19 protein-coding genes and 1 pseudogene are annotated in these 26,636 nt (G+C 60.8%); 13 read left to right on the top strand and 7 right to left on the bottom strand.

Translation table 11 applies throughout. From position 1 onward, the window contains the following. Positions 1-17: 17 nt before the first annotated feature. The 7 genes from PWP93_RS29050 to PWP93_RS29020 all read right to left on the bottom strand — a co-directional run bounded on the left by PWP93_RS29050 (position 18) and on the right by PWP93_RS29020 (position 11,944). Entirely contained in the window at positions 18-1,319 is a 1,302-nt protein-coding gene (locus PWP93_RS29050) for a hypothetical protein (RefSeq protein WP_421047111.1), read from the bottom strand. Positions 1,320-1,332: 13 nt separating this feature from the next. After that, positions 1,333-1,764, bottom strand: coding sequence for a hypothetical protein (locus PWP93_RS29045; RefSeq protein WP_421047110.1), 432 nt, complete (start codon positions 1,762-1,764; stop codon positions 1,333-1,335). Positions 1,765-1,781: 17 nt separating this feature from the next. Further along, a complete protein-coding gene (locus PWP93_RS29040) occupies positions 1,782-3,632 on the bottom strand; it encodes a GMC family oxidoreductase (RefSeq protein ID WP_421047109.1) in 1,851 nt (616 codons plus the stop codon). A gap of 27 nt (positions 3,633-3,659) precedes the next feature. After that, a complete protein-coding gene (locus PWP93_RS29035) occupies positions 3,660-6,194 on the bottom strand; it encodes a hypothetical protein (protein WP_421047108.1) in 2,535 nt (844 codons plus the stop codon). Between the two features lie 62 nt (positions 6,195-6,256). Then, positions 6,257-7,189, bottom strand: coding sequence for an alpha/beta fold hydrolase (locus tag PWP93_RS29030; protein ID WP_421047107.1), 933 nt, complete (start codon positions 7,187-7,189; stop codon positions 6,257-6,259). Positions 7,190-7,203: 14 nt separating this feature from the next. Beyond that, a complete protein-coding gene (locus tag PWP93_RS29025) occupies positions 7,204-10,158 on the bottom strand; it encodes a patatin-like phospholipase family protein (RefSeq protein ID WP_421047106.1) in 2,955 nt (984 codons plus the stop codon). Positions 10,159-11,029: 871 nt separating this feature from the next. Beyond that, on the bottom strand, positions 11,030-11,944 hold the full coding sequence (locus PWP93_RS29020; protein ID WP_421047105.1) for a LysR family transcriptional regulator: 915 nt from the start codon (positions 11,942-11,944) through the stop codon (positions 11,030-11,032). 127 nt (positions 11,945-12,071) lie between these two features. Between PWP93_RS29020 and PWP93_RS29015 the strand changes: the two genes are divergently transcribed. The 13 genes and pseudogenes from PWP93_RS29015 (at position 12,072) to arcA (ending at position 26,555) form a co-directional block, all read left to right on the top strand. After that, the gene (locus PWP93_RS29015) at positions 12,072-13,430 is read left to right on the top strand and encodes a nucleobase:cation symporter-2 family protein (RefSeq protein ID WP_421047104.1); all 1,359 of its coding nucleotides are present in this window, start codon (positions 12,072-12,074) and stop codon (positions 13,428-13,430) included. A gap of 63 nt (positions 13,431-13,493) precedes the next feature. Next, entirely contained in the window at positions 13,494-14,003 is a 510-nt protein-coding gene (locus tag PWP93_RS29010) for a nucleoside deaminase (protein WP_421047103.1), read from the top strand. Positions 14,004-14,205: 202 nt separating this feature from the next. Continuing rightward, a complete protein-coding gene (locus PWP93_RS29005) occupies positions 14,206-14,967 on the top strand; it encodes an ABC transporter substrate-binding protein (protein ID WP_421047102.1) in 762 nt (253 codons plus the stop codon). A gap of 287 nt (positions 14,968-15,254) precedes the next feature. Next, positions 15,255-16,031 (top strand): ABC transporter substrate-binding protein, encoded by a 777-nt coding sequence (locus PWP93_RS29000; protein WP_421047101.1) that lies wholly within the window; start codon positions 15,255-15,257, stop codon positions 16,029-16,031. A 31-nt stretch (positions 16,032-16,062) separates the two neighbouring features. Then, positions 16,063-17,178: a succinylglutamate desuccinylase/aspartoacylase family protein gene (locus PWP93_RS28995; RefSeq protein ID WP_421047100.1), complete on the top strand. Its 1,116-nt coding sequence runs from the start codon at positions 16,063-16,065 to the stop codon at positions 17,176-17,178. 118 nt (positions 17,179-17,296) lie between these two features. Beyond that, positions 17,297-19,105, top strand: coding sequence for an alkaline phosphatase D family protein (locus PWP93_RS28990; RefSeq protein WP_421047099.1), 1,809 nt, complete (start codon positions 17,297-17,299; stop codon positions 19,103-19,105). A 151-nt stretch (positions 19,106-19,256) separates the two neighbouring features. Then, positions 19,257-19,685: pseudogene (locus PWP93_RS28985) on the top strand (XdhC family protein); the annotation flags it as partial. 66 nt (positions 19,686-19,751) lie between these two features. Next, positions 19,752-20,276 carry a polymorphic toxin type 4 domain-containing protein gene (locus PWP93_RS28980; protein WP_421028345.1) on the top strand — a complete coding sequence of 175 codons (525 nt, stop codon included), beginning with the start codon at positions 19,752-19,754 and terminating at the stop codon, positions 20,274-20,276. A gap of 152 nt (positions 20,277-20,428) precedes the next feature. After that, positions 20,429-21,058 carry a YdeI/OmpD-associated family protein gene (locus PWP93_RS28975; RefSeq protein ID WP_421047098.1) on the top strand — a complete coding sequence of 210 codons (630 nt, stop codon included), beginning with the start codon at positions 20,429-20,431 and terminating at the stop codon, positions 21,056-21,058. A 176-nt stretch (positions 21,059-21,234) separates the two neighbouring features. Then, positions 21,235-23,481, top strand: a complete 2,247-nt coding sequence (potE, locus tag PWP93_RS28970; protein WP_421047097.1) for a putrescine-ornithine antiporter — start codon at positions 21,235-21,237, stop codon at positions 23,479-23,481. A gap of 51 nt (positions 23,482-23,532) precedes the next feature. Continuing rightward, positions 23,533-23,736: a hypothetical protein gene (locus PWP93_RS28965; RefSeq protein ID WP_421047096.1), complete on the top strand. Its 204-nt coding sequence runs from the start codon at positions 23,533-23,535 to the stop codon at positions 23,734-23,736. Between the two features lie 64 nt (positions 23,737-23,800). Beyond that, the gene (gene arcD / locus PWP93_RS28960) at positions 23,801-25,282 is read left to right on the top strand and encodes an arginine-ornithine antiporter (RefSeq protein ID WP_421047095.1); all 1,482 of its coding nucleotides are present in this window, start codon (positions 23,801-23,803) and stop codon (positions 25,280-25,282) included. A 16-nt stretch (positions 25,283-25,298) separates the two neighbouring features. After that, positions 25,299-26,555 carry an arginine deiminase gene (gene arcA, locus PWP93_RS28955; RefSeq protein WP_421047697.1) on the top strand — a complete coding sequence of 419 codons (1,257 nt, stop codon included), beginning with the start codon at positions 25,299-25,301 and terminating at the stop codon, positions 26,553-26,555. Positions 26,556-26,636: the final 81 nt, after the last annotated feature.

Below are 26,636 nucleotides of genomic sequence, written 5' to 3'. Positions count from 1 at the left end.
GTCTCCCGTATCGATTTTCACAATAGCTTCAGCCATTCCCGCACCTGCTCGTCCGTTGCACTTGACGCTTCCAGGCCTTCGCGAATGCGTGTGTTGGTGGCGAGATCGAACGCAGTCAGGCCCGGATAGGCCTTGTACCAGACATCCGTAGGCAATTCGTGCCGCCGCAGATAGTTCTTGAAATGCTGCTCGTTGCGCGCCCCCTCGACGACGAGCCAACTCGTGCGCGGATAACCCACCCCATTGCTGAAGACCAGATTCAAGCCCCATGCCACCTTGTTGATGAAATCGTCCATGTAGCTGTCGAGGCTTCCGTCGTAGTTGCTTGCGAACATCAAGCGCTGTTTATCGTCGAGCAGCACCCAACGCGCGAAATGAATGGTCTGCACGCGGGTTAAATGGCCGCGGTTGTAGATATGGCGGCACGAATAATCGAGAAGCAGAAGCAGGACGATCACCGCATAGCGCCTGAAGCGTCCGGGCTTCACGCTGCCTAGCGCCGTGAATTGATTGGTGACGTCGTAGTCTTCCAGCACCCTGAGTTTCGCGAGTTGCGCCTCAGGTGGCCGGTAAACAACTTCCGGATCGGTTGTTTCGAGGCGGCGCAATTTCCACGCGAGAAACGGCAATGCCACGATCATCAGCGGCAGCGCGGCGAGCAGCACCAACGGCACCCACACAGCGTGAAGCCATTCACGAATTTGCCAGCCCAGCGGTGTCGGTTCGGGTTCAGTCAGGCTGAGACGCCCGGCATTTCGTTGCGCATCGACCAGCTCGCGCAGATGCTTGCGGATGGACTGCGGATCGCCATTCGCACCTCCGTCGACGTCGCGAGGAACGTTGGCGGACAGGAAATGCCGCAACGCGCGTTCCTCCACGATCTGCCGGACCGGACGGCCGATCCAGTTGACGTAGGCGGCCGCAGCCGGCTTATCGTGTGCGAGCATCCACGCGCCAAGGTCGCTACCGGACTCGAATCCTTCGCAATGCGAAAATATCGCGCACAGTCCCTCACCGGCCCGACGCGCAAGATCATCGATAAAGGTCCGCTTCGAACCATCGCAATCGCCAAGGAACGCCAGATACACCGGAAAATCAGCAGGCTTGACGCCGTACCGTGCAATATCGCCGGCAGTCACGTCTTCCAGAATCACGAAGCGGGCGAAATGCAGACGATCGAACCTGCCGAACGGAACCAGCGTGTTGTTCGGATCGACACTGCCGGGGCGGTGGTTCATCGTCGCCAGAAGCGCTCTCAATGCTGCCGCCTTACCAGGCAGCAACGGTGCGACCACCATAAAGCTCGATTGCGGGGTCACGGCGGGCCGTCCTTTAAAACTCGAGACTAAAGCAGATCAAGCGGCTTTTGTCCCAGTACACCAATCCAAGGTAGACACCCGGTGCAATCAGGCGAATTTCGTCGCGTATCCAATGAGCCACGATCGACGTCTTGCTATAGTCCAGGACGATGCACTCGTTACCGTCGAACCAGCTTTCGCCCTTATAGACAGTTGCCTGGATGGCGTCGATGCCGAATGGGGAGATCTTGTTTTTCAGGATTCCATTCTGCGAATCAAACACTTTTCCTTGCCACGCGAAGACCTTCACCAGGTTGGCGGCGGCGTCGCTGATCACGGTTCCCGGCGCAACGATCGCCGTTCCCCTGGCTTCTCCGTCCGGAATGTCGCCGGCCGGGCTGTTGTGGAACAGATCATCCAGTTCGGCCTGGCTCATGGACAGAAGCTTGCTGGTGTCGTACGCCATCTTTCACCTCCGATAAGTTACGTCTGACTCGTTGCATCCTTCAGAATCATGTCCGCCGCTTTTTCCGCAACCATGTAGACCGCGCTGGCCGGAAAGAAGCCCGGAATCTTCGGAAACACAGACGCGTCCACCACCCGCAGGCGGCGCACTCCGTGAACGGAGAGCGTGCTGTCGAGCACGCATCCTGCCCCCGGATCGCCCATCGCGCAGGTGCACGATGCATGATGGCCCCACGCGTTGTCGCGCACGTAATCGGCAATCGCCGCGTCGCTCTGCACCTCTGGACCGGGCAGTTGCTCTTGCGCAATCAAGCCGCGCTCGGCAAGCGGCGCTGCCAATCCGCGCACGAATTTGATTGCCTCGACGACTGAATGCATATCGTCCCCGGAAGCATCGCTGCCTTCCTCGAAATAGTGGAAATCGATAAGCGGCATATCGAGCGGATCCGCGGAGCGCAGGCGCACCGTCCCGGCATCGTTGCGGGTGTGTGCCTTGAGTATGGTCCAAGACAGGAAATCGTTGTGCTGGGCAAAGCCTGTTGAAAATCCCGGGAAATAGCCGATGAAACGCTCGATGAGCGCCATGCAGAAGATGTCCGGAGGCAGCGAGCGCGCCTTCGTCGATCGACGCGCAATGGCGACCGCTGCGCCGTTGGTGATGTAAACGCCTTCTCGCAGGTCGGACCACGCCCGATAAGCCGGGTCGTCGGTGGTGAACGCCGCACCCTTGAGCACTTCCCATGGTTGCGCCATGCGGCTGATCACGGCAATCTCATAGCGGTCCTGAAGATTACTTCCAACTCCTTCGAGATCGACTCGCACCGGAATGCCATGCGCCCTCAAATGCTCTGCCGGACCAATGCCCGACAGCATCAATAGCTGAGGCGTATTGAATGCGCCGCCCGCCAGAATCACCTCGCGACGCGCACGCACTTCACAGCGCACGCCCCGCTCGGCGCTGCATTCGGGATGCGCTTTATACAGACGCGCGCCCTTCAGATATTCGACGCCAACCGCTGCGCCATTCTCGTCGAACAACACCCGCGTGGCGAGCGAGTCGAGCGAAATTTTCAGGCGAGACGGAAACCGCTCCGCCACGTCGAGCACACGCTCACGCACGCCATGCCGTGCATGGTCGCGCGTGCTGAGCGGCGTATAGCACACGCCGCGGAAACAGCGCCTGCCCCAGAGCCGCGAATTCGGATCGCCCTGCCAGCGAATCAGGCCGAGCAGCGCGTGCAGGCGCTTCGGGATACTGCGCGCGGTGAGTTCCATCGCGCCGAAAACCACTCGCATCAGGTGGTCGTCGGCGAGCGCCTTCTTCGGCGTTGCATGTTCGGTGGTCAGCCAGCCGTCAAAGCCATGCGCGGTCGGGTTGATGCCAAACCGGCGCGCGAGCGCCCAAAGCGGACGGTGGCGGCACTGCTCGAGCTTCTTGCCATACCGGCGCATGGCGGAGGCTCGCCACGACCGGTCGCCGGTCAATTGCGCGATGCCGTCCCAGTCCGAGTCATGCGGATACACGAAGATCATCGCGTTGTGCGCGGTGCACCCGCCCACCGTCGCGGCGCGCGGATACAGCACGCCTTCGGGCGTGCATTTCGGATCGCGCTGCTGCTGCGCATCGGAAGCATAATGACGCACGAAGAAGTTCCAGCTCATTGCCGGATTCTCCGAGGCGCATGCATGGAAGGCCGGCACGTGGTAGTCCGCGGGCATCCGGTCCGCCCCGCTCGCTGGCGCATCGCCTCCGGCCTCGATCAGAAACACCCGCATGCCCCCCTCCGCAAGCCGCGCGGCGAGCGTGCCGCCCCCCGCGCCGGAACCCACAATCACGTAATCCCATACCTCATCGTCTGGAGTGGACATAGCCTGTGGACCGTCTAGGTCTCTTGCTCAAAACGTCTTCAGGAACGCAATCAATGCGCGCTTGTCGTCGTCGCTCAGGACCGGCTCCTTGCCGAACGAACGCTCGTCGGCAGTCAGCCCGTTCTGGTCGTTGAACTCGGAAGTGCCGAAGTAGTGGCCGCGATTGACGATGAAGTCAGGACATTTGCTGAGCGCCAGCATCGGCTTCTCAAGGCCCGCATATTTCTTGAGCAACGCCTCGTCGGTCGTGTTGTCCGGCATCGTCAGCAGATTCTTTCCGAGCTTGAATAGCAAGTTCGTCAGTTGTCCGATGTGCTGTCCGATGACCACCGGATCGCTGCTTTCAGGCAGAGGCCGGATGTTGGCCAGCAAGTTGACCGGAACCTGTGACGGCACCGGACCAAGCGCGAGATCGCCGCTCTTCGGATCGAACAATTTCGGGTCGATCCTTTGCAAGGTCGACTGCAGCGACGCAGGCAAATAGCCCTTCGGTATCGTGATCTGGCTGCGCACCGTCGTCCGGTCGATGAGCCCCGGCACCTTGTCGCCCAGCACTGCATCGTGCTGCCGCTTCTCGGGCCACAGCATCTGTTCGATCGATGCGTCGAACACCTTCATGCGGCTCGCAACCGACGGATCGCCATCGAACCTCTCCGGCCCGACCGAGTTGTTGAGCAGGAACGGCGCCGTCGACCAGATGCTGATCAGCGAAGGCACCCGCGTATAGCCACGGCCGCCCGCGGGCATGGGGTATTGCCACGGATTGCCGGAGAACGGATCGTTGAGCGTGACCGACCCGACCGAAGGCAGCGTCTTGTACGACTCCGAGGAAAAATTGTCCCAGATATTTCCACGAATCGCGTTGGTCGCAAGCGGACTGCAGATGTTGGTTCGCAATAGCGTCACCGGAATCCGCGCATCGCTCGACAGATAGTTTCCGTCGAGGAAATCCGGCGCATTGACGACCTTGCGCATTTGCGTCTTGTAATCGTCCGTTTGCGTCCATTTCCAGTAGCGCTTGAAACACGCCATATAGTTCGGCCCGTTGCAGTCGTGCAAATTCAGACTGGCCGGCACCGGCGGCGCTTTGCTCGAGTGGCAGCGCGCGCAGGTATCCGCGAACACGTTCTTGCCGCGCTGGAGCATCGCGGCGCCATCGGTGGCGGACGCGTCGGCGAGGTATTGCTTGCCTCCTGGCGCATCGCTCAAATGATCGGGCTGCGACGCCGCAATCAGGTACAGCGCCACATTGACCGTGCCCGCTTCCGTCACTTGCCAGTAAGTCGAGTTCTTTCGCGCCACGGCAATCTGAATGGGCGAGATGGGCTTGCCGCCGAAAACCGGGTTGAAATGCAGCAGCCATTCTTCGCTGAACAACCCGATGTTCAGATACACGCGATTGAGCGCGCCCAGCACGCCTACCGAATCCGCGCCATCCTTGAGAACGCGCGGCGTCCACACAGTGTTGGGCGCTTTAAAGAATTGTGCAAGCGGTCCGTCCGACACAAAATCGTTGAGTTGTTTGTTATCGAGTTCCCCGCCTGCCAGCTTTTCCTTGCCGATCTTGAGCGCCATTCCCAACCGGGCGTGAAGATCGTAAAGCGCATTCATCGTTCGGGGGTTGTTGATGTTGTCCGTGGACACGAGCGACGTATCCATCGTTCCCGGCCGCCACGTGTGCGTGAGCTGATACATGAAGTTTTGCTGCCCTTCAGGCTTTGCAGCATTATGGATGAAGAGCCGATCCACCCACATGTACTGCGCCCCCACCGTGCCGCTCAGATCGGCCCATTGCGGATGCTCGGGATCCGCGCTCGGATGAACCGGGCTCGGGCCGATATGGCAAAACGCGCATGTCATTCCCACGCGGTAAGGACGAACGAGATTGGGATTGTTGTAATACGCGGGGTCCTCATAGTAGCGGCGCGCGTCCCATGCTTTTTCGGCCTTCTCGTCGAAATCCGGATTAGGGAACAGACGCAGGCCGACAATTCCCGTTGCATAGCCATAGAACGAACCGACCGGCAATGTTTTGCCGTCACTAAACGTCGTGCCCCGCGCACCGGTCTTTACGCCCGGATATTTCTCTTCATTTTCGAACGGGTCCTTCGGACACTTGTCGCTAACGATGCGTCGATCGAGCCACAAACCAAAGCGTTGCGGATCGAGGGCCGATGCTTTCTCGAAGCAGGGCTCGTTGATCACCCCGAGATAGCGCCAGCGGTCGTCTCGCGAATGCCCCTGGCCTGGATAAGAGCTGATCGACTTGATGATGTCGAACGCGCCGAATGTGTCCTTCGTCATTCTGTCCCAGAAGCGGTCGTTGCCCCCGCTCCAGACTAGCCACATGTTGCGCCCTTTGACCTCTTCCGGACTCAGGGCGATACCCCGGTCCATGTCCTTGAAGTAGTCCTCGTCCGCTTGAGGAAACGACGCGGCATCGCGGCCAGCCTGTTTGGCTTCGTCTTGCACGTAGCCGGATTGGGGTGCCGCACTCGCGCCCATGTTGAATACCCCGACGAGGACAAGTAACCATACATGTAATTGTCTTTGCCGATTCACGGTCGCCTCCTGTTCTGATGTTCTCGCCGGAATTCACATTCGTGCGTCATTGCAAGCCGCCATTACGCGCCATAACGGCATGTACAGGAACCCCAGGAATCACCTGGGCCGAAGTCAAGCACCCTCGCCAATTCGCCCGCCAACGTTTCCCACGCCTCCAGATCGACGAAATGGCCGACGCCTTCGAGCGGCCTCCAATCACCGTCGCATCCCGCATCACCGAAGCTCTTGCGCGCGACGAGCGCAGGCAATGCGCCGTCCTTCATGCCCCAGATCACGGTAACGGGCACGCTGATCGGCGTGGCATAGAGCCCATACAGCTTTCTGTGCCGCTCCGGCAAAAGAATGGTCAAGACGATCTGCCGATAATATTCAATCGGTCCATGCATATCGGCTGCGTTCGCAAAACGGCCGACGAGTTCATCGACGAGCCCGACGTCCATCGTTCCGGGTCGGCCCTGCCTGATCAGGAAGGTCCATTTCAAAAGCTTTCTGCCAATCGCCGTGGTCATGAACCACTCGGGAAACCATGGAATCTGGAAGAACGGCACCCACGGAATACGAAACGGTTGCCAATCATCGCATGTCACCACCGCGCGCACCAGGGTTCGAGGGTGAGTGCAGTTGACGACAACCAACTTGCTTATCAAGCTCGAATATCGATGTGCGAATATCCACCCCAACGCACCGCCCCAGTCATGCGAAACAAGCACACATTGGCGAATGCCCAAAACTTCTATCAAGGCCTTGATGTCGTCGGTCAGCGTAAAAACGTCGTAGCCGCTTTTCGGATAACTCGAACCCGGATACCCACGAAGATCGGGCGCGTAGATTCGCGATTGCGGCAATAGATGCATGATGTGACGCCAACTCACCCATCCTTCCGGAAATCCATGAATGCACAGAACCGGCGCGGCATTGTCCGGGCCCGATACGGCCACATGAAAAGTGACGCCATTTGCCTCGACAAGCCGATGAACAATGTCCGTGGCCATGATTCAGCACTCGCTCAGCCCGCTCCGCCGGCCTGCAAATCCGCGGAGCGTTGCAGACGACCAGCCAGCATGGAACCGTCCTCGAGGGGCTTCTCGAGCAGGTGACGTCCGATCAGGTAACCGAGTTTCCGGTAGCTTTCGAACTGCGCCTCGTTGAACCATTGATCGACCGTGGACTGCTGCGGGAATGCAGGCTCGACAATGGCGTAGTTGCGCAGATCCGAAGCGCACGCGTAAATCTCCCGCGTCAATGTCGGCTTGATCAGAATGAGCTTGCCTTCGAACGCCGCCGCGTCAGGCGCGCTTCCCTCGAGGCACGGATAACGGATCACGCCTTCTACCACGTGGTTCGCGCTGAACGGCGGGGGGCTGTCGCTGGATTCGCGCCGCAACGGATCGACATCAATGACGATGTCCACGCCGAAATCAGCCGAGCACTTGCGTATGGCATCCGCAAGATCGTCGAACTGCAAGGGTGCGTCCTCGCCGCAATCACAAAGAACGATGAGGCTGACACGCCGCCGGACGAGTTCGTAAATGCCCAGATTGTCGAAGTGCCCGCCATCGGACAGATAGACGTAGCGCGACGTGCTATCGGCAGCGCCAAAGAGCTCATTGAGGTACAGCGCTCCACCGAACTCGGGACTCGAGCGCTTCGGCACATTGGGCGACGCAGGATTCGGGCACCAGCGCCCAAGCCGCACATTGAACAGCGTGAGCAGGAACGCGACGCCCGGATCGGTGTGGAAGCCGGAATTCGGGCTGACCGCAGCGCCCGAGACCGCGACGGCGCCGCCCAGCATCGGGCCGATATCATCCAGTGGCCCGAAGGTGTGCTTGCCTCGCATGTATTGCGCGGTCTTCATGAAGCTCTTTCTGGAATGGTCGGGCTCCATCGTGCGGGGCAAGCGGAACCCGCAATAGAGTGGCGAGAAGAAGAACGATGCGGCCTTACGTTGTTGCCAGGCAAGATTCTCGCCGGACGTCATGTTCAACGTCGTGTTGATGATGTGATAAGGGCGCTGGGCAAAGTTGCGTTTCTCGTTGGCTGCAAGATGACTGAGAGGAACATCGTCATCGAGATCGAAACCGGTGAAGGGATGCGGATGCCGCTTTCCCAGCACCGCGCGTGAAGCGCCTAGATAGCATCGCGTCAATCGATTTCGATAGAAATTAAAGAGCGAGAACAGATTGATATCGATGCGCCAGGCCAGTATGAATCCAGCCACAAGAAAGGAGAAAAATACCACCAGCACGGTATTGAACTTGACCCCGCCAACCTCGACTTGATGCACCGACTGTCTCGACAATTTAGTCGATACCTCGGCCACCGCTTGCGCGAAATCCGGTTTGGGAGCGTGCGCCGCCAGGGATTCGTCCGCTGTGTGCGGAACCGCCACACGGGTTGCAGCCGTGTCAACCGGAAGCGCCCGGTACTCGCCATAAGAGAGGATCACGGTCAATCCGATAATGAACACATACGGCACGATCACAAGTCCGAGCTCCCTGCATGACTTACTCGACCCGTCCGTCTTTTTTGATGAACCGGTGACCACGCCCCAGAGCGACGCAAAAATCCATGCCGGTCCACCAAGGTAGGTCAACCACGCGTCACCCCACAACACCAGCGCCGAGCCGTAGATTCCAGCAGTCAGGATTCCGCCACCGCCGACCGTGACCGCGAGCAGCCAACCGCCATAACGGGCCCACCATTCCTGTACGTCGTAATCGAAGATGCGCCCGACCAGGCCCAGATGCAGCACGATGGTCAAGGCAAATACCTGGAGAATCATGAATGGCGCAATGGATACGGCAAACCATAATGCTTGCTCATGCCCATGCGCATGAACCACCGCGCGTATTCCCTGATGCATGAGTGACAGCAGCATACCGCCCGTCGCACCCGCCAATGACCCGGCGATCACGATGGCGATGCGCTTCGGCAATGGCACTACGCGCCCCCTTCGGCAATGAATCTTCTGGACGCCCGCGTGTTGAGCCTGGCCCGAGGCCGGATACCGATCCTGTGCAGGCAGCACCAATGCGACAGCCGCGTAGAACAGCGTGAAGAAGACGACCCAGCCGCCCATGCCCCAGCCTGCAACAAGGCCGCCGCTATTCACCATTTCGATGGCCATGAGAAATGCCGCGAGAACGCCAGGCAGAATCACGTAGATCAAAACAAACGCGGTCTTTGCACACGGACTCGTTTGATCGGCGCGCAGATTGAGCACGATCCCGGCAACGCTCACCGAAAGCAACACCAAACCCAAAGTCCCGGGAAGCCACAGACAGAAGGCGCACTGAAGCAGCGCCTGCGCGGCGAGGAACACCACTCGCGGCGAAGACAGCACCACCACGATCGACGCCAGAAAGATCGCCTGAATCAAGACAAGATTGCGAACGTATGCCGAGATCGCGGCCAGCGTGTCGGTGCTCAACAAGCCAACCCGTGGTGTCAGGTAATTGCTGTATTCGCGCAGAAAGCCAATCGACGCGTCTTCCTTCGATTTTGGCGGACCGCCCGGCGAGGTATTGGGACTCAGCACCGACTCGAGATCCGCCACGTTCCCATTGGGAAAGCGATGAAGCATTTGCGCAGAAAGCCAACTGCCGATGTAACCGCCGCCAGAGACCGTGGAAAGATAGTCGAACTCGCGCAACACCTTGCCTTCGCAAAACGCCTGGAGCACGCCAAGGCTAAAGGTCGCGCTCCGTATGCCGCCTCCGGACAGCGCCAAACCCTTCAGGTCAAGTCGCTCGCTTCGCCGCAATGCATCGGCTTCACTGCCGGGAGCGCCGGGACTGGCTGGAGAACCGCGGTCAATGGGATCGATTTGGCCTTTGCGCGCCTTCACGATTTCGTTGAGTTCTTCATGAAGCACTTGCGCAAAATCGTGGGCGACGCGTTGCCCTCTCGATCCCGCCGAATTCTTCACTTGGCTTTCCCCGGTGGACGGCGCGTTCATGGCGCTCCAAGGCAGAATTGAATTCTGATGCGACGTGATGATTAGAAACAATAGGTCGGTGTCTCACGCCTTTTCTGATTTAGCGAATTGGCCTGAATATCGCCTTCCTTCGATGCAACAGTAGTACGGAATTTTCGGGCGAACAACCCTGCTTTCTCATCCCGTCTTTCGGGGGGATAAGAAGGATGTGGGGACGCAGGAGGCGGGGTATGTAACGGTGAGCTTCTCGACCAGATGTGATTGAACGAATTCAAACAATAAATAGCGTTTGCATTACAAAACAAAAAACCCGGCTCTGAAGGGCGGGTTTGTCGTTATAAGGATAGCGAACGAAGTGATGCTACCTGGCTTCTGGTTTGCAGGCATTCTCGTCGTTTACGCGAACCTGCTCGACATGGCTTTCCATTTGCACGACAACACCGCGACACCGGCGATGGTCTGCGCATTCGGCAACGTGTCTGAGAATCCCAGTGCCACGAGCGGCTGTGTTGCGTCATGCCCAACCACCTGGAGCTGTTCAGATTGAGCAAGCCGGAATCATCGAGATTGAACAATATGCTCAGGTCGTCGAGCGTGCGCGCGCCCAGATCGAGTTTGGCCGATGCGGTGGCAACCGTACCGGTGATACCGCCTTCATTGTTGCCGACCGAGTCGGCAATCAATTGCGTGCCGACAAGCGTTCCGCTCGTTGCGGACAGCGCCAGGGGGTATGCCAACGGCGTAGTGAACGCTCTGTGAGCCGCCGTAGGTATTGCCGTCCGTGTCCATGGCATGACACGTGTCGTGCTCAGACAACGCTCGCCTCATTCGCGTTTCAGTCATCTCGCGCACGACGGCGCGACTTCACGTGATAGCAGTCCGGGCTCCCTCGCTACAGCGTAGTGGCATTACCATTGTGGTCCAGTTCGTAGACCTTATGATCCTGCAAGCGGCGCTTTAGCCACACGCCCGCCTTGCCCAGCACACGCGCTTTCGACCAGATCAGGTCGACCCCCACCAGCCAGTCGGTGTGGGGATACGCAGCCAGTTGCAGCTCCACGAATTCCCCTTCATCGAGCTCGCGCAGGATCAACTGGCGCGGCAGCGTCGTCCAGCCCAGCCCTGCGCGCGTCATCTCCAGCAGCGCGAGATAGCTCTCCGCCTGCCAGCTGCGCGCCGAGTCGAGATATTCCGTGCTCGGCAGCGTATTGTTGTGCGCGCTAAACACCAGACGTCGATGCGAGCGCAACTCGGCGAAGCTCACGCTCGCCTGGCGCGCCAGCGGATGGTCGTGGCGCGCCACGTGGGCCAGAATCAGCTTGCCCATCTGCGAAAAGCCCAGGTCGCGCGGGTAATCCGGCTGCGCAAAGGCCACGCCCAGATCCACTTCGCCCTTCAGCAACAAGTCACTCACGTCGCCGTGAAAAGGATGGCGCACATCCAGATCGACAGCGGGAAACTGCGCGGCGAAGTCCTTGATCGCGGGCATCAGCGCGTTGTACGGCACTTCGATTGCGAGCGTCAGGCGCGGCTCGACCAACTCCCCCAGATCGTTGGCCTGCGATTCCAGATCGAGGCAGCGCTCCAGCACCACCTCCACTTCGTTGAGCAGTTTGCGGCCCGCCGGCGTGAGCGCGGGCAGCTTGCTGGTGCGATCGAACAGCGGCAAGCCCCAATCCACTTCGAGATTGGCGATCGCCGTGCTGATGGTCGATTGCGTCTTGCCCAGGCTGCGCGCCGCCGCCGAGAACGAGCCGGTCTTCGCCACGCGGGCAAACATTTCGAGCTGGTCGAGCGAATAGCGCATGGCGCTTCCCCAATCTATTGAAGAAATCGATGGATATTCATTTGGTGGCCCCGCAAACGTGATGGATTATGACGTGCCGGCCCGTGCCTGACCAGCCGCCCGGGACCACGACAAAGGAGACAACTTCATGAGCAAACCAGGTACTCATCCGGTTGACGAGATTCTGCCGCTGCGCCAACTCGCAAGTTACGGATTGCAGCACGTGCTGGTGATGTACGCGGGGGCCGTCGCCGTGCCGCTGATACTCGGCAGCGCACTCGGCCTCACGCAGCAGCAGATGATCACGCTGATCAACGCCAACCTGCTGACCTCGGGCATCGCCACGCTGATCCAGACGATCGGCATCTGGAAGTTCGGCGCGCGCCTGCCGCTGATCCAGGGCTGCTCGTTCATCGCCATCGCGCCGATGATCATGATCGGCAAGCAATATGGCCTTGCCTGCGTGTTCGGCTCCGTGATCGCTGCGGGGGCGCTCACCGTGCTCATCGCGCCGGTGTTCAGCCGCCTGCTGCGCTTCTTTCCGCCCGTGGTTATCGGCAGCCTGATCACCATCATCGGCGTTTCGCTGATGCCGGCCGCCGCGATCTGGCTCGGCGGCGGCAATCCCGACGCGCCTGGCTTCGGCTCCGCAGCGAATCTGCTGCTCGGCTTCGCAACGGTCGGCATCACGCTGTTCGTTTATGCGCGCTTCAAGGGCTTCATCGGCAATCTTTCGGTGCTGATCGGCTTGATTGTGGGCACCGTCATCGCAACCGCGTGTGGCATGGCGAGCTTCGCGCACGTAGGCGACGCCGCCTGGTTCGAGATCAGTGCGCCGTTCGCATTCGGCCTGCCGCGCTTCGCCGTCACGCCCACGCTCGTGATGGCGCTGGCCATGCTGGTCATCATGGCGGAGACCACCGGCAACGTGCTCGCCATCGGCACCATCATCGGCCGCCCGTCCTCGCAACAGACGCTCGGCAATGCGTTTCGCGCCGATGGCCTCTCGACGATGCTCGGCGGCCTCTTCAACAGCTTTCCCTATAACGCGTTCACGCAGAACACCGGTCTCATCGCGCTTTCGAACGTGAAGAGCCGCTACGTGGTGGCGTCCGCGGGCGTCATCATGGTGCTCATGGGGCTCTTTCCGAAGCTCGGCGCGCTGATCGCCTCGGTGCCGCGCCCTGTGCTGGGCGGCTGCGCGATCGTGATGTTCGGCATGACGACCGTGGCCGGCATTCAGGAACTCTCGCGCGTGAAGTTCGAGGGCACGCGCAACGCGATCATCGTTGCGGTGTCGGTGAGCGTGGGCGTATTGCCGATGTCGTTCCCCACGTTGTTCGCCCAGATCCACGGCCCCGCCAAGCTGATTCTCGAAAGCGGCATTTTCCTCGGCGCGATTACCGCCATCGTGCTCAACCTCCTGCTCAACCGCGACAAGCAGGAAGCCGGCGCGCACGAAAACACGCCCGCATTGGCCAGCAACGCCAACACCGAAGTCCATTGAACGCAGCACTGTCTACTTCATTTTCCTCATCCACCACTCACCCAGCACAACGGAAAAAATCCAATGAACGCCAATACGGATCTCGCCCCCGCCACGCTCGCCGACCGCGATCTCGCCCTGCTGCACAAAGCCATCGAACTGGCCGACGAATCGCGACGCAACGGCCGCCATCCGTTTGCGGCGCTCGTGGCCGACGAGCACGGCAACATCGTGGCGTTTGCCGGCAACAACTCGATGCCGCCGCAAGGCGATCCCACCCAGCACGCCGAGCTCGCCGCCGCCGCCCAGGCCGCACGCATTCTCTCGCCCGAGCAGCTCGCGCGCTGCACGCTCTACACGAGTGCGGAGCCGTGCTGCATGTGTGCGGGCGCCATCTACTGGTGCAACATCGGGCGCGTGGTGTATGCGCTTTCCGAGCACCGCCTGCTCTCGCTCACCGGCGATCACCCCGAAAACCCGACGTTCTCGCTGCCGTGCCGCGAGGTGTTCACGCGCGGCCAGCGCCATATCGACGTGGTCGGTCCGCTGATCGAAGACGAAGCCGCTTGCTCGCATCACGGCTTCTGGAAGTAAGAGCACAGGTTTTTCGCACGCGTTCTCGCCCGCTCTTGTCGAAATCGGAACCGGCAGCATCGGCTTCAGCGAAAACCCTACTTAACCGACCTTCGGCGATTGTCTATGTTGTCTACCCAACCGGCGCATGGAACAGTCTTTGCCGAAGGTACGGCGAGCTTTTCACGGCGGCCCCCATTCTCAATACGGAGACTCCAAAGCAATGAAAAAGCTTGCCCTGTTCATGGCGATCCTCGCGATCGCAACCTCCTCGTTCGCGAAGGACTGGTCCACCATCCGCTTCGGCGTCGATGCGAGTTATCCGCCGTTTGAATCGAAGGCCGCGGACGGCAAGCTGGTCGGCTTCGACATCGACCTCGGCAACGAAATCTGCAAACGTCTGAACGCCAAATGCGTCTGGATCGAGCAGGAATTCGACGGCATGATTCCGGCGCTCAAGGCGAAGAAGTTCGACGGCGTGCTCTCCTCGATGTCGATGACGCCGCAGCGCCAGGAGCAGATCGCGTTCTCGTCGAAGCTATTCAACACGCCCACTCGCCTCGTCGCCAAGAAGGGCACAAACCTGCTGCCCACGGCCGAATCGCTCAAGGGCAAGTCGGTGGGCGTCGAGCAGGGCACGATCCAGGAAACCTACGCGAAGACGAACTGGGCGCCCAAGGGCGTGAACGTGGTGCCCTACCAGAACCAGGACCAGGTCTACGCCGACCTGATCTCGGGCCGTCTTGACGGCGCGCTCCAGGACGCGGTGCAGGCCGATATCGGCTTCCTGAAGACGCCGCGCGGCGCGGGCTACGAGTTCGCGGGCAAGGAGATTCCCTCGGACGGCGCCGGCATCGGCCTGCGCAAGGAAGACACCGACCTGAAGGCGAAGATCGACAAGGCCATCGCCGACATGCTCAAGGACGGCACGTACAAGAAGATCGAAGCAAAGTACTTCGACTTCGACGTGTACGGCAGCAACTAAGCCCTCCAGAACCCGTCACGAAAGCCCAGACCATCCGGTCTGGGCTTTTTTGTTTGCGACGCCACACGCCATGTTGTCTATACATTAAATACCTAAAGCGCTTCCCAACCTTTCTGTTTCCATACGTAAAAATCCGCAAATTCAGGTCGCTTCAGCGAAAACCCCAGTTACTCGAACATCACCGACCGGTTATCTTGTCTATTCAACTTTACAGATGAGCCCTCGTCTGCCTGAGGACGCCGCCAACCCACGGCAGCGTCGATGTCGATACTGGAGACCTTGCGTCAATGAAGAAGCTTGCCCTGTCCCTCGCAATCCTCGCAATCGCCACCTCGGCCTTCGCCAAGGACCCTTCCTCAGTCCGCTTCGGCGTCGATGCGAGTTATCCCCCGTTTGAATCGAAGAGCACGGACGGCAAGCTGGTCGGCTTCGACATCGACCTCGGCAACGAAATCTGCAAACGCCTGAACGCGAAGTGCGTCTGGGTCGAAAACGAGTTTGACGGCATGATCCCGGCGCTGAAGGCAAGAAAATTCGACGGCGTGCTCTCGTCGATGTCGATGACGCCGCAACGTCTCGAGCAAATCGCCTTTTCGACCAAGCTGTTCCATACGCCAACGCGCCTCGTCGCCAAGAAGGGTGTGAGCCTCCAGCCGACGGCCGACGCGCTCAAGGGCAAGACGGTGGGCGTCGAGCAAGGCACCATTCAGGAAACCTACGCAAAGCTCTACTGGGCTCCGAAGGGCGTGTCGATCGTGCCTTACCAGAACCAGGACCAGGTCTACGCGGACCTGATCTCGGGCCGCCTCGACGCCGCGCTGCAAGACGCCGTGCAGGCCGAGCAGGGTTTCCTGAAAACCCCGCGCGGCGCGGGCTTCCAGTTCTCGGGCGGCGACATCGACGACCCGAAGGGCACGCTCGGCGCGGGCGCCGCCATCGGCCTGCGCAAGGACGACGTCGAGCTGAAAGCGAAGATCGACAAGGCCATCGCCGATATGATCAAGGATGGCACGTACAAGAAGATCGAATCGAAGTACTTCGACTTCGACGTGTACGGCGGCTGACAAGCCCAACAATCCAGAGCAGCCTCTCATCATGCAGACACAGACACATCCGTTGATATCCCCGGCGCTCGGCACCGAGCGTCACTTGACGAGCTTCCACTACGGCCCCGGCGGCGGGCAGAAGATCTACATCCAGTCATCGCTGCATGCCGACGAACTGCCGGGCATGCTGGTCGCCTGGGCGCTGCGCAAGCGCCTCGCCGCGCTCGAAGCGGCGGGCAGATTGCGCGGCGAGGTGGTGGTGGTTCCGGTGCCTAATCCAATCGGTTTGAATCAACGCCTGCTCGGCCAGATGCTTGGCCGCTACGAAGCCGGCACGGCCTCGAACTTCAACCGGCAATTCCACGATCTCGCCGCGCTCGTGATGCCGCGTATCGAGTCGCGCCTTACCGGCGACGCGCAGCAGAACCTGCTTGCCGTGCGCGCCGCCATGCGCGAGGCGCTCGCCGAGCAAACGCCGACCACCGAGCTTCAATCGCAGCGCCTCGCGCTGCAGCGCCTTTCGTATGACGCCGATGTGGTGCTCGACCTGCATTGCGACTTCGAAGCCGCGCTGCATCTCTACACGAACCCCGACCTGTGGCCCGAGGTCGAGCCGCTCGCGCGCTATCTCGACGCGAAGGCGTCGCTGCTCGCGCTCAATTCGATCGGCAATCCGTTCGACGAGATTCACAGCTTCTGTTGGTCGGAATTGCGTGCGCGTTACGGCGATCGCTATCCGATTCCAAATGGTTCGATATCCGTAACGATCGAGCTGCGCGGCCAGGCAGACGTGTCCTATGCGTTCGCGGAGCAGGACGCGAACGCGATCGTCGAGTACCTGACGCATCGTGGCGTAATCGACGGCTCGCCCGCGCCGTTGCCGCCGCTCGAATTCGGGCCCACGCCGTTCGCGGGCAGCGAATCGCTGATCGCGCCTGTCTCGGGCGTGATCGTGTTCCGTGCGGCGGCGGGCGCACGCGTCGAGCCCGGCCAGCCGATTGCCGACATCGTCGATCCGCTGACCGACCGCACCGTTACGGTCAAGAGTTCCGTTGCCGGGGTGCTGTATGCGCGGCAGCGCACGCGCTTTGCCACTGCGGGAATGGAAGTGGCATGCGTGGCGGGCAAGGAGGCGGTTCGAACCGGCGCGCTGCTGCCGGATTGAGGTGGGTGGTGCGGGCAGCAGGAGCCAAAACTGCTGCCCGATAGAGGCACATCGCATGCTGCGGCATCGCAATGCGTCTCGGACATTTGCAGCAAGTCGATCGGGAGGGTCAGAGCCGATGGATCGGCGCCATTTTCTCAAGTCGTCGGCATTCTTCACAATTGCAGCGGCCACCGGCGCGCGCGCCGCGTCTCGTCCAGCGCTCCCCGCCAACGCCAACGCCGCGAGCAACGGCCTCTACCGCTTTGCGCAGGGCGTCGCCAGCGGCGATCCGCGCGATCGCTCCATCGTGTTCTGGACGCGCTGCGTGCCCGCGCCCGGGAACGAACCGCACCACGCAAATCGCGCCATGCGCGCGGTCCCGCTGCGGCTCGAAGTGTCGAGGCAACCCGACTTCTCCGCGCTCGTCGCCAACGTGCGGCTCGCGGCATTGCCCGCCTACGATTTCACGGTACGCACCAAGGTCACGGCGCTTTCACCAAACACGACGTATCACTATCGGTTCGTCGCCGGCGACGAGGTGAGCGCCAGCGGCGTTGCGCGCACGGCCCCCGATGAAAACGAAGCCAACGACGAGATTCGCTTCGCGTGGCTCAACTGCCAGGACTGGGGCGTCAATCACTGGCAGGCCATGACGCTGCTTGCAGACGAAAGCGATCTCGCCTTTGTCGTGCATGTGGGCGATTACATCTATGAAACGGTCGGGGGCCCGAGAAGCGATGCGGTCGAGACGGCGCATCCGGCGCTGCAGCTACCCGATGCAAAGCGGCTCGCCGACGGCACGCTCTATGCCGATTCGCTCGACGACTATCGCACGCTCTATCGCACCTATCGTTCCGATCCGCGCTTGCAAACGCTGCACCAGCGCCTGTCGATGATCGCGATATGGGACGACCACGAATTCTCCGACGATTGCTGGCAGGATCATCAGGTCTACACCAACGAGGAAAGGCAGGTGAGCGCGCGCCGCCGCAACGCCAATCGCGCGTGGGCGGAGTACATGCCGGTGGACTGGGGCGACGTGCACTTCGATCCGGACAACCCGTCATTCACGAACATCCGCATCTACCGCGATTTTCGTTTCGGCATGCTAATGCATCTCGTGATGACGGACGAGCGGCTCTATCGCGACGATCATGTCGTGAGCGAGGCGGCGATTGCGCGCGCGCACTTGCACGACCCGGTTCATGGCAACGACGCCGTCGGCTCGCGCTACTTCGTCAAGCAGGATGTCCTTCAGCGCTTCGAAACCTGGGATACCAGGCACTTCGGCCGCGCGCCTTCGATACTCGGCGCGGAGCAGACGCAATGGTGGAAAGACACGATGAAGCGCTCGCCAGCGGTGTGGAAGGTGTGGGGCAACGAGGTGATGCTGAACCGCCTGTGGGCTGTGATGCCTGGCGCACCGAAGAATCCCGCGGCGCGCCTCGTGATCGATTGCGATTCATGGGACGGCTATCCGGCGCACAAACACGACCTGCTCTCCTGGTTGAAGGAACAGGGCATCCATAACGCCGTGTCCATCTCGGGGGATCTCCACGCGTTTCAGTGCGGCGTCGTGCGGGACGACCCGGACCCCGTGAAGGGGACGCCCGTGATAGTCGACTTCGTATGCGCCGGAATCAGCAGCACGTCATTTTATGCCTACGTCAAGGCGGGCTGGTCCGGCACGCCGTTCGCGTCGCTGGCAACCACACCAGCCAGGCTCGACGCCTTCCTGAAGACCAACAATCCGGATTTGTGCCACGCCGACCACGATGCGCAGGGCTACGCGTCGGTCACCGTGACGCCCGAGCATTTCTCGGTGGTGTTCAACAAGGTGAAGGCCTTGAATCCCGACCGCACCGCGCCCGCGGACGCCCTGCTCGATCGCACGCGGCTGACCGTGCCGAGGGACGCGGTCGAAGTGCACGTCGAGCGCCTCTAGGTCCACGTGAGCAAACGAAGACGCATCCGCAGTTAGAACAACTGTTGCGCATGTCACGCTTCGGTGTTCTCGACGAAATAGCCTGGCACGTCCGGCACCCACAGATACAGGGAATCTTCGGGCGGATGGTTGTGGCTGGGCCACTCGGTGCCTGGATTATCAGGTCACGGTGTGCGATCCGCGCGAGGAATATACGGACGAGTGGAACGTGCCGGGCACGACCATCGTTCGCGCCATGCCCGACGACACCGTGATGGACATGAAGCTCGACGATCTCGCGCTGATGGAAGCGCTGAAAACGCCTGCGTTCTATGTGGGTGCGCTCGGTTCGCGTCGCAATAACGCGGCGCGGCGCAAGCGCTTGAAGGAGTTCGATCTCAACGATGAAGAACTCGCGCGCCTGCACGGACCGGTGGGCATCTACATCGGCAGCCGGACGCCGCCGGAGATCGCCCTCTCGATACTTGCCGAATTGGCGGCCGCGAAAAATGGCGTGTCGTTGCCGGAACTGCTACGGGTCGAAGACGCTAAAGCGTTCCTGGAGATGGCGGGCAACGCGGTGGGCTGTGGCGCCTTTTAAGCGGAGCAGAAACGAATACGAATGTTCAACGCCGCTCGTGACTCACGATTACGTCAGTAGAATTGCATGAGGCAAATCGTTTACCTACATTACCAACTACCGGACGGCGAAGAGGTCAACATGCACTTCAGCGAGCGAACGTTCAAGGACGCACTTGGAGCGACCGTCATACAGAGCCGCCTGGGACTTTCACAAGGCAGGCAGGGATACGAGAAGCTCTTGTTTCCGGGCATCGAAGTGGGATTGGCTGGCTGGCAGAGATCACACAGTCAAGGTGGCGGAACGGGATTTGAAAGCCCACATGCTATTCGCTACGCCCCGGAAGAAGTGAATCAGCAGTTTCAGCGCTTAGGTATAGAACGATATCTCAGAGAGCTTGTTGAGCTAAAACCATCAGACACGGAGCTTTGGCTCACAACAGTAACAATGACTCATTCCCGGACGCTTCGGCTAAAGGAAATTCAGTACCGTGTGGATGCGGTGAAGAATGGTCTGTCCCGCAAATTATTCGAGGCAAGCATCGAGGTCTCGGATCAACGGATTAACCCGAAAGTAATCATTCATGCCACGCCCTTCGTGAAGACATTTTGAGTCTCGCCAGAAAGGCCACCACCCTCCCTCCGGCGGATACACGCTGAGTCGTCGATAAATCGGCTACTCCCAAATCCGCGCAAACCGGTAATCCGCGAGGTTTCAGTGAACGAAAACATCTCGCTGCATGAACGCAACCCTTCGGTTCCTCGATGACTGAGCCTCGTCTGACCTTCCTCGATCAGAACGAATGGGAACACTGGTTGACGCAAAACGGCAGCACTTCGACCGGGATCTGGCTGCGCCTGGCCAAAAAGGGCGCCGGTAAGCAAACCTTGACTTACGAACAGGCGCTGGAAAGCGCCCTTTGTCATGGCTGGATCGACGGTCAAAAACAGAGCGAAAGCAAAGAATACTGGTTGCAACGCTTCACTCGGCGCTCCGCAAAAAGTATCTGGTCGAGGCTCAACAAAGACCGCGCCGAAGCGCTGATCGCCGCGGGCAGAATGCTTCCCGCGGGCCTGCGGGAGATCGAGAAAGCCAAAGAGGATGGCCGCTGGGCGGCGGCCTATACGTCGGCCAGCAACTCGGTCGTGCCGGACGACCTGCAGGCCGCACTGCATGCCAATCCCAAGGCCAGCGCGTTCTTTGCAACGCTGAACGCCCGCAACCGCTACGCCATCCTGTTTCGGATCCAGCATGCCAAAAAGCCCGCAACGCGGGCGCGCAAGATCGAGGAGTTCATCGGCATGCTCAATCGCGGCGAAACCATTCATCCCCGGCATCCAGCAATCGCAGCACCGGCTTCGATCGCCCGGCGCGCCGCAAGGCGAAAACCCTGAACCGTCTGCCGCACTTCCTCCGTGCTCAACGCGCGAAGCCGGAATCATGCATCATCCTGGCGCTCGACCTACCCGCTTGACCTATATCAATGGGCGCATTGGCCGCCGCCCTAACGTTCACACAGGCTCGGAGCGTTCCGAGCCTGGCGCCGGTGCCAGCGAGCGGGAGAATCACCATGGCCGATCAACCCAAAAAGATGAACGTCGTACAACTGACGTTCATCGTCACCGTGAACATGATGGGTTCGGGCATCATCATGCTGCCCGCCAATATGGCGCGGGTCGGCGCGATTTCGTTGCTGTCGTGGCTTGTCACCGCCATCGGCTCGCTCGCCATTGCCTGGGGCTTTGCGCAAGCCGGGCTATTGAATCAGCGCGCCGGCGGCATGGCCGCGTACGCCGAGGAGGCGTATGGCAAGGACGGCTATTTTCAGGTCTTCTTCCTCTACTTCCTCTCTATCGCCATTGCGAACGTAGCGGTCGCAAGCTCCGCGCTCGGCTATCTCGCCGCATTCTTCCCGGTGCTCACCTCCTCGCCAGCCGCGACCTGCCTCGGCGTGATCGGGCTTCTGTGGCTCACCACGCTGGCGAACTTCGGCGGCCCGAAAATCACCGGACGTATCGGCGCGCTCACCGTTTGGGGCGTCATTCTGCCCGTAGGTTTCATCTCGGTTGCTGGCTGGTTCTGGTTTCACGGCGCGACCTTCGCTGCTGCATGGAACCCGAGGGGGCTGCGCCTCGTGGAAGGCATGGGTTCGAGCATCGCGCTCACGCTGTGGGCGTTCCTTGGCATGGAATCGGCGGTGCAGAACTCGTCGGCTGTCGAGAACCCCGCGCGCGATGTGCCGTTGGCGTGCATGTTCGGCACACTGGGCGCGGCGGTCATCTACATTCTCTCCACCGCGGTGATCCAGGGCATCGTGCCCAATGCCGATCTCGCCCGATCGACAGGACCGTTCGGCCTCGCCTTTGCCCGCATGTTCAGTCCAGCCGTGGGTTCGATCGTCATGGCCCTCGCTGCCATGGCGTGCATCGGCTCCTTGCTGGGCTGGCAGTTCACCCTGGCGCAAACGGCCAAGAACGCCGCCGATAGCCAGATGTTCCCCGCCGTTTTCGGCAAGGCGAATCGTGCGGGCGCTCCTGTTGCCGGCATGGTGATCATGGGGATCGTGCAGTCGACGATGGCCGTGTCCACGATTTCGCCGAACCTGAGCGAACAGTTTGCTGCGCTCGTCAACCTGGCCGTGGTCACCAACGTGGTTCCGTATGTCGTGTCGCTCTCCGCGTTGTTTGTGATGATGCGCACCGCCGGCACGGAGTCGGCAAAGTTCCGGCTCAACGCGACGGTGACGCTGGTGGCGCTCGCGTATTCGATTTATGCCATCTACGCTTCGGGCACGAATGCCGTGATGGGCGCAATGCTGGTCATGGCGATCGGCTACGCGATATATGGTTTCGCCGTCAATCGCACCGGCGCGCCGGCTTCCGCGCCGCGCACGGCTGCGGGCCCGACTATCGCCGCGATCACCATCGGCCTGCTGGCGCTTTCGGCATTGATGCCGCATCCGGCGCGAGCGCGTGAACAAACGACGAGCGTGACGATCGCTCGGATCGAGCAATCGGGCACGATCCGCATGGGCTATCTCAGTGGCGCGCGTCCGTTTGCTTATCAGAACGCTGCCGGGCAGGTGACCGGCTACACGGTTGCGTTGTGCCAGAAGATTGCAGAACAGATCAGAAGCGAGGCGGGACTGGCCGCGCTCAAGACCCAGTGGGTCCCCCTCTCGTCAGGCGAAGACATACGCGCACTGCGTGAAAAACGTGTCGATCTTGTATGTGGAGCACCCGACACGCTGACGAACAGAGCGGGAATGTCTTTCTCCATTCCTGTCTATCCAGGCGGAATCGGGGCGCTTCTGCGCACCGATGCGCCTTCCGGACTCCGCGAGATTCTTTCTGGCGAACGGGTATCCCATCCGGTCTGGCGCGCGTCGCCCGCGCAATTGCTGTCGCGGCAGACGGTCTCGGTCATCGCGGATTCTCCGGCACAGCGATGGCTTTCCGGCAAGCTCGGCGAGCTCGAGATTTCCGCGACGGTCGTTCCCGTCACCTCGATGGAGGCAGGTTTGGAGAAGGTGATTGACCGTCGATCGAACGTCTTTTTCGCGGACCGTGCCCTGCTCTTTGCTGCGGCGCACGACAGTCCTGCCGCGGGCGAACTGGTCGTTCTCGACCGGCGATTCACGCGGGTTTCCGTGGCAATCGGCATGGCGCGCGGCGACGACGATCTGCGCTTGCTGATAGACCGCACGCTCAGCCGACTTTACGGTTCTCCGGAGTTCGCGGCCGTATACGAAAGATCGTTTGGAAAACTCGACGCGGACGCGAGCGCGTTCTTCCGCGCTGCCGCCTTGCCGGAGTAACCATTCCTGCGCTCGTGTAAAACCCGCCTGCGAGCATCCGTGCAAGGGCCCATGCAAGGTCGTGAAATGCGGCGCATCGCAGCAATAGACGCCACGGGCCCACGCCAGCAACTCCGCCAGCAATTGATTTCGATCAAATGGCAAAAGTATCGCGTTGCCATCATCGATCTAAATGTCGATTTTTTAAATCTTTTATCCACAACGTTATTTTGTTTAGCAATCCAATTAAATATTGGAAATATCGATGTTAGATAACAAATCCTTTGGAAAAACCAGGTGAGCCAGAAAGTCCCTGTTATCTGATTGAAGGAGGCATTTCATGTCTGATTCCGCGTCTGCAACCGGCTCCGGCCCGGCGGCCAAGCCAGCCGTCACTGCCGCGCCCGCCCCGAAACTGCGCCTGGGTGCGCTAACCGCGCTGGTCGTGGGTTCGATGATCGGCGGCGGCATCTTCTCTTTGCCTCAAAACATGGCGGTCAGCGCAGACGCCGGCGCCGTGCTGATCGGCTGGGCCATCACGGCGGTCGGCATGCTGACCCTTGCGTTCGTCTTCCAGACGCTCGCGAACCGCAAGCCCGAGCTCGACGGCGGCGTCTACATCTACGCGAAGGAAGGCTTCGGCGACTACATGGGCTTTTCCTCCGCGTGGGGATACTGGATCAGCGCGTGGCTCGGCAACGTCGGCTACTTCGTTCTCCTCTTCAGCACCTTCGGCTATTTCTTCCCGGTCTTCGGCGAAGGCAACACGCCAATCGCCATCGTGTGCGCGTCCGTGCTGCTGTGGGGCGTGCATTTCCTCGTGCTGCGAGGCATCAAGGAAGCGGCCTTCGTCAATCTGATCACCACGATCGCGAAAATCGTCCCTATCGTCCTGTTCATTCTGATCTGCGCCTTCGCTTTCAAGTCGCGCATCTTCATGAGCGACTTCTTCGGATTGGGCAATCCGAAGCTCGGCAGCATAACGAATCAGGTCCGCAACATGATGCTGGTGACCGTCTGGGTGTTCATCGGGATCGAAGGCGCAAGTATCTTCTCCGCGCGCGCGGAAAGGCGCACCGATGTCGGCAAGGCAACCGTCGTCGGTTTCGTGGGCGTGCTGCTCGTGCTCGTGCTGGTGAACATCCTGTCGCTCGGCATCATGACCCAGCCGCAGCTCGCCGCCTTGCAAAACCCGTCGATGGCCGGCGTGCTCGAGCATGTCGTTGGCCACTGGGGCGCCATCCTGATCAGCGTGGGGCTCGTGATCTCGCTGGCCGGCGCGCTGCTGTCGTGGGTGCTGCTGTGCGCCGAAATCATCTTCTCCGCGGCGCGCGACAGCACGATGCCCAGGTTCGTGCGCAAGGAGAACGCGAAGCATGTGCCGGCGAACGCGCTCTGGCTGACCAATGGCCTGACCCAGCTGTTTCTGCTGATCACGCTGTTCTCGAAGGGGACGTACCTGTCCCTGATCTACCTGGCAACGTCCATGATCCTGCTGCCGTACTTTTGGTCGGCGGCCTATGCACTGCTCCTCGCGTGGCGCGGTGAGTCTTATGAGCGCGCACCGAAGGAGCGCACGAAGGACCTCGTGATCTCGGCGATCTCGGTGCTCTACGCGCTCTGGCTGCTCTACGCGGGCGGGCTCAAGTACGTCCTGCTATCGGCGCTGCTTTATGCGCCGGGCGTCCTGCTGTTCGCCAAGGCGAAGCGCGAAGCCGGGCAACCGGTCTTCACACAGCTCGAGAAACTCATTTTCGCGGTGGTCGTGGTCGGCGCAGTCGCCGCCGCATTCGGCCTATACCGGGGATACCTCACGCTTTAGTTTCAGGAGAGACATGATGGGCACGGAAACACCCCGATATGGCGTTCATTCCGAAGCAGGCAAGCTGCGCAAGGTGATGGTGTGCTCGCCCGGTCTTGCGCACCAGCGCCTGACGCCGAGCAATTGCGACGAGCTGCTCTTCGATGACGTCATCTGGCTCAACCAGGCCAAGCGCGATCATTTCGACTTCGTCACCAAGATGCGCGAGCGCGATGTCGAAGTGCTGGAGATGCACAACCTTCTCACGGAGACGGTGCAGAACCCGGAAGCGCTGAAGTGGATCCTCGACCGGAAGGTGCGCCCGAACACGGTCGGCGTCGGCCTCGCCAGCGAGGTTCGGTCGTGGATGGAAAGCCTCGAGCCGCGCAAGCAGGCCGAGTTTCTGATAGGCGGAGTCGTCGCGGAGGACATTCCCGACACTGCCCATAGCAACGCCCTCAAGTTGTTTCGCCAGTATCTGGGTTACTCGAGCTTCGTGCTGCCGCCGCTGCCGAACACGCTCTTCACGCGCGATACGACCTGCTGGATCTATGGAGGCGTGAGCCTCAACCCGATGTACTGGCCAGCCCGCAGGCAGGAAACGCTGCTGACGACGGCGATCTACAAGTTCCATCCCGACTTCGCCGATCAACCGTTCGAGTTCTGGTTCGGCGACCCGGACGAGGATCACGGCGCGGCGACGCTCGAAGGCGGCGACGTGATGCCGATCGGCCGCGGCATCGTCCTGATCGGCATGGGCGAGCGCACGTCGCGGCAGGCCATCGGCGCGCTTGCGCAGAGCCTGTTCGCGAAGGGCGCGGCGCAGCGCATCATCGTCGCCGGATTGCCGAAATCCCGCGCGGCCATGCATCTGGACACGGTATTCACGTTCTGCGATCGCGATCTCGTCACGGTGTTCCCAGAAGTCGTAAACGAAATCGTCGCGTTCTCGGTGCGGCCCGACGAATCGCAGCCTTCGAATCTGAGCATCCGCCACGAGGGAAAGCCGTTCATCGACGTCGTGGGGGAGGCGCTCGGTCTTCCGAAACTGCGCGTCGTGGAGACGGGCGGCAATAGCTTCGCTGCCGAGCGCGAGCAATGGGACGACGGCAATAACGTCGTCTGCCTCGAGCCCGGCGTGGTCGTCGGCTACGACCGCAACACCTACACGAACACGCTGTTGCGCAAGGCTGGCGTCGAGGTCATCACGATCAGCGCGAGCGAGCTGGGCCGCGGCCGGGGCGGCGGCCACTGCATGACATGCCCGATCGTGCGCGACCCGATCGATTACTGAATCACCCACGCACCTGCCCGCGCATCTGCCCGCGCACCTGGGCCCGTCCCCGCCGACGACGGGCCCGGCACTCGACAACTT

This window comes from Paraburkholderia sp. A1RI-2L (genome assembly GCF_048957375.1).
Taxonomy (GTDB): domain Bacteria; phylum Pseudomonadota; class Gammaproteobacteria; order Burkholderiales; family Burkholderiaceae; genus Paraburkholderia.
This window is presented reverse-complemented; position numbering and strand designations above follow the sequence as displayed.

Coding starts and splice junctions, on each gene's coding strand:
- PWP93_RS29010 (WP_421047103.1), top strand. CDS start 13,494: ATGAACGCCAATACGGATCTCGCCCCCGCCACGCTCGCCGACCGCGAT.
- PWP93_RS28995 (WP_421047100.1), top strand. CDS start 16,063: ATGCAGACACAGACACATCCGTTGATATCCCCGGCGCTCGGCACCGAG.
- PWP93_RS29005 (WP_421047102.1), top strand. CDS start 14,206: ATGAAAAAGCTTGCCCTGTTCATGGCGATCCTCGCGATCGCAACCTCC.
- PWP93_RS29000 (WP_421047101.1), top strand. CDS start 15,255: ATGAAGAAGCTTGCCCTGTCCCTCGCAATCCTCGCAATCGCCACCTCG.
- PWP93_RS29025 (WP_421047106.1), bottom strand. CDS start 10,158: ATGAACGCGCCGTCCACCGGGGAAAGCCAAGTGAAGAATTCGGCGGGA.
- PWP93_RS29020 (WP_421047105.1), bottom strand. CDS start 11,944: ATGCGCTATTCGCTCGACCAGCTCGAAATGTTTGCCCGCGTGGCGAAG.
- PWP93_RS29040 (WP_421047109.1), bottom strand. CDS start 3,632: ATGTCCACTCCAGACGATGAGGTATGGGATTACGTGATTGTGGGTTCC.
- arcD (WP_421047095.1), top strand. CDS start 23,801: ATGTCTGATTCCGCGTCTGCAACCGGCTCCGGCCCGGCGGCCAAGCCA.
- PWP93_RS29015 (WP_421047104.1), top strand. CDS start 12,072: ATGAGCAAACCAGGTACTCATCCGGTTGACGAGATTCTGCCGCTGCGC.
- arcA (WP_421047697.1), top strand. CDS start 25,299: ATGGGCACGGAAACACCCCGATATGGCGTTCATTCCGAAGCAGGCAAG.
- PWP93_RS28990 (WP_421047099.1), top strand. CDS start 17,297: ATGGATCGGCGCCATTTTCTCAAGTCGTCGGCATTCTTCACAATTGCA.
- PWP93_RS28980 (WP_421028345.1), top strand. CDS start 19,752: ATGAGGCAAATCGTTTACCTACATTACCAACTACCGGACGGCGAAGAG.
- PWP93_RS28965 (WP_421047096.1), top strand. CDS start 23,533: ATGCAAGGTCGTGAAATGCGGCGCATCGCAGCAATAGACGCCACGGGC.
- PWP93_RS28975 (WP_421047098.1), top strand. CDS start 20,429: ATGACTGAGCCTCGTCTGACCTTCCTCGATCAGAACGAATGGGAACAC.
- potE (WP_421047097.1), top strand. CDS start 21,235: ATGGCCGATCAACCCAAAAAGATGAACGTCGTACAACTGACGTTCATC.
- PWP93_RS29045 (WP_421047110.1), bottom strand. CDS start 1,764: ATGGCGTACGACACCAGCAAGCTTCTGTCCATGAGCCAGGCCGAACTG.
- PWP93_RS29030 (WP_421047107.1), bottom strand. CDS start 7,189: ATGGCCACGGACATTGTTCATCGGCTTGTCGAGGCAAATGGCGTCACT.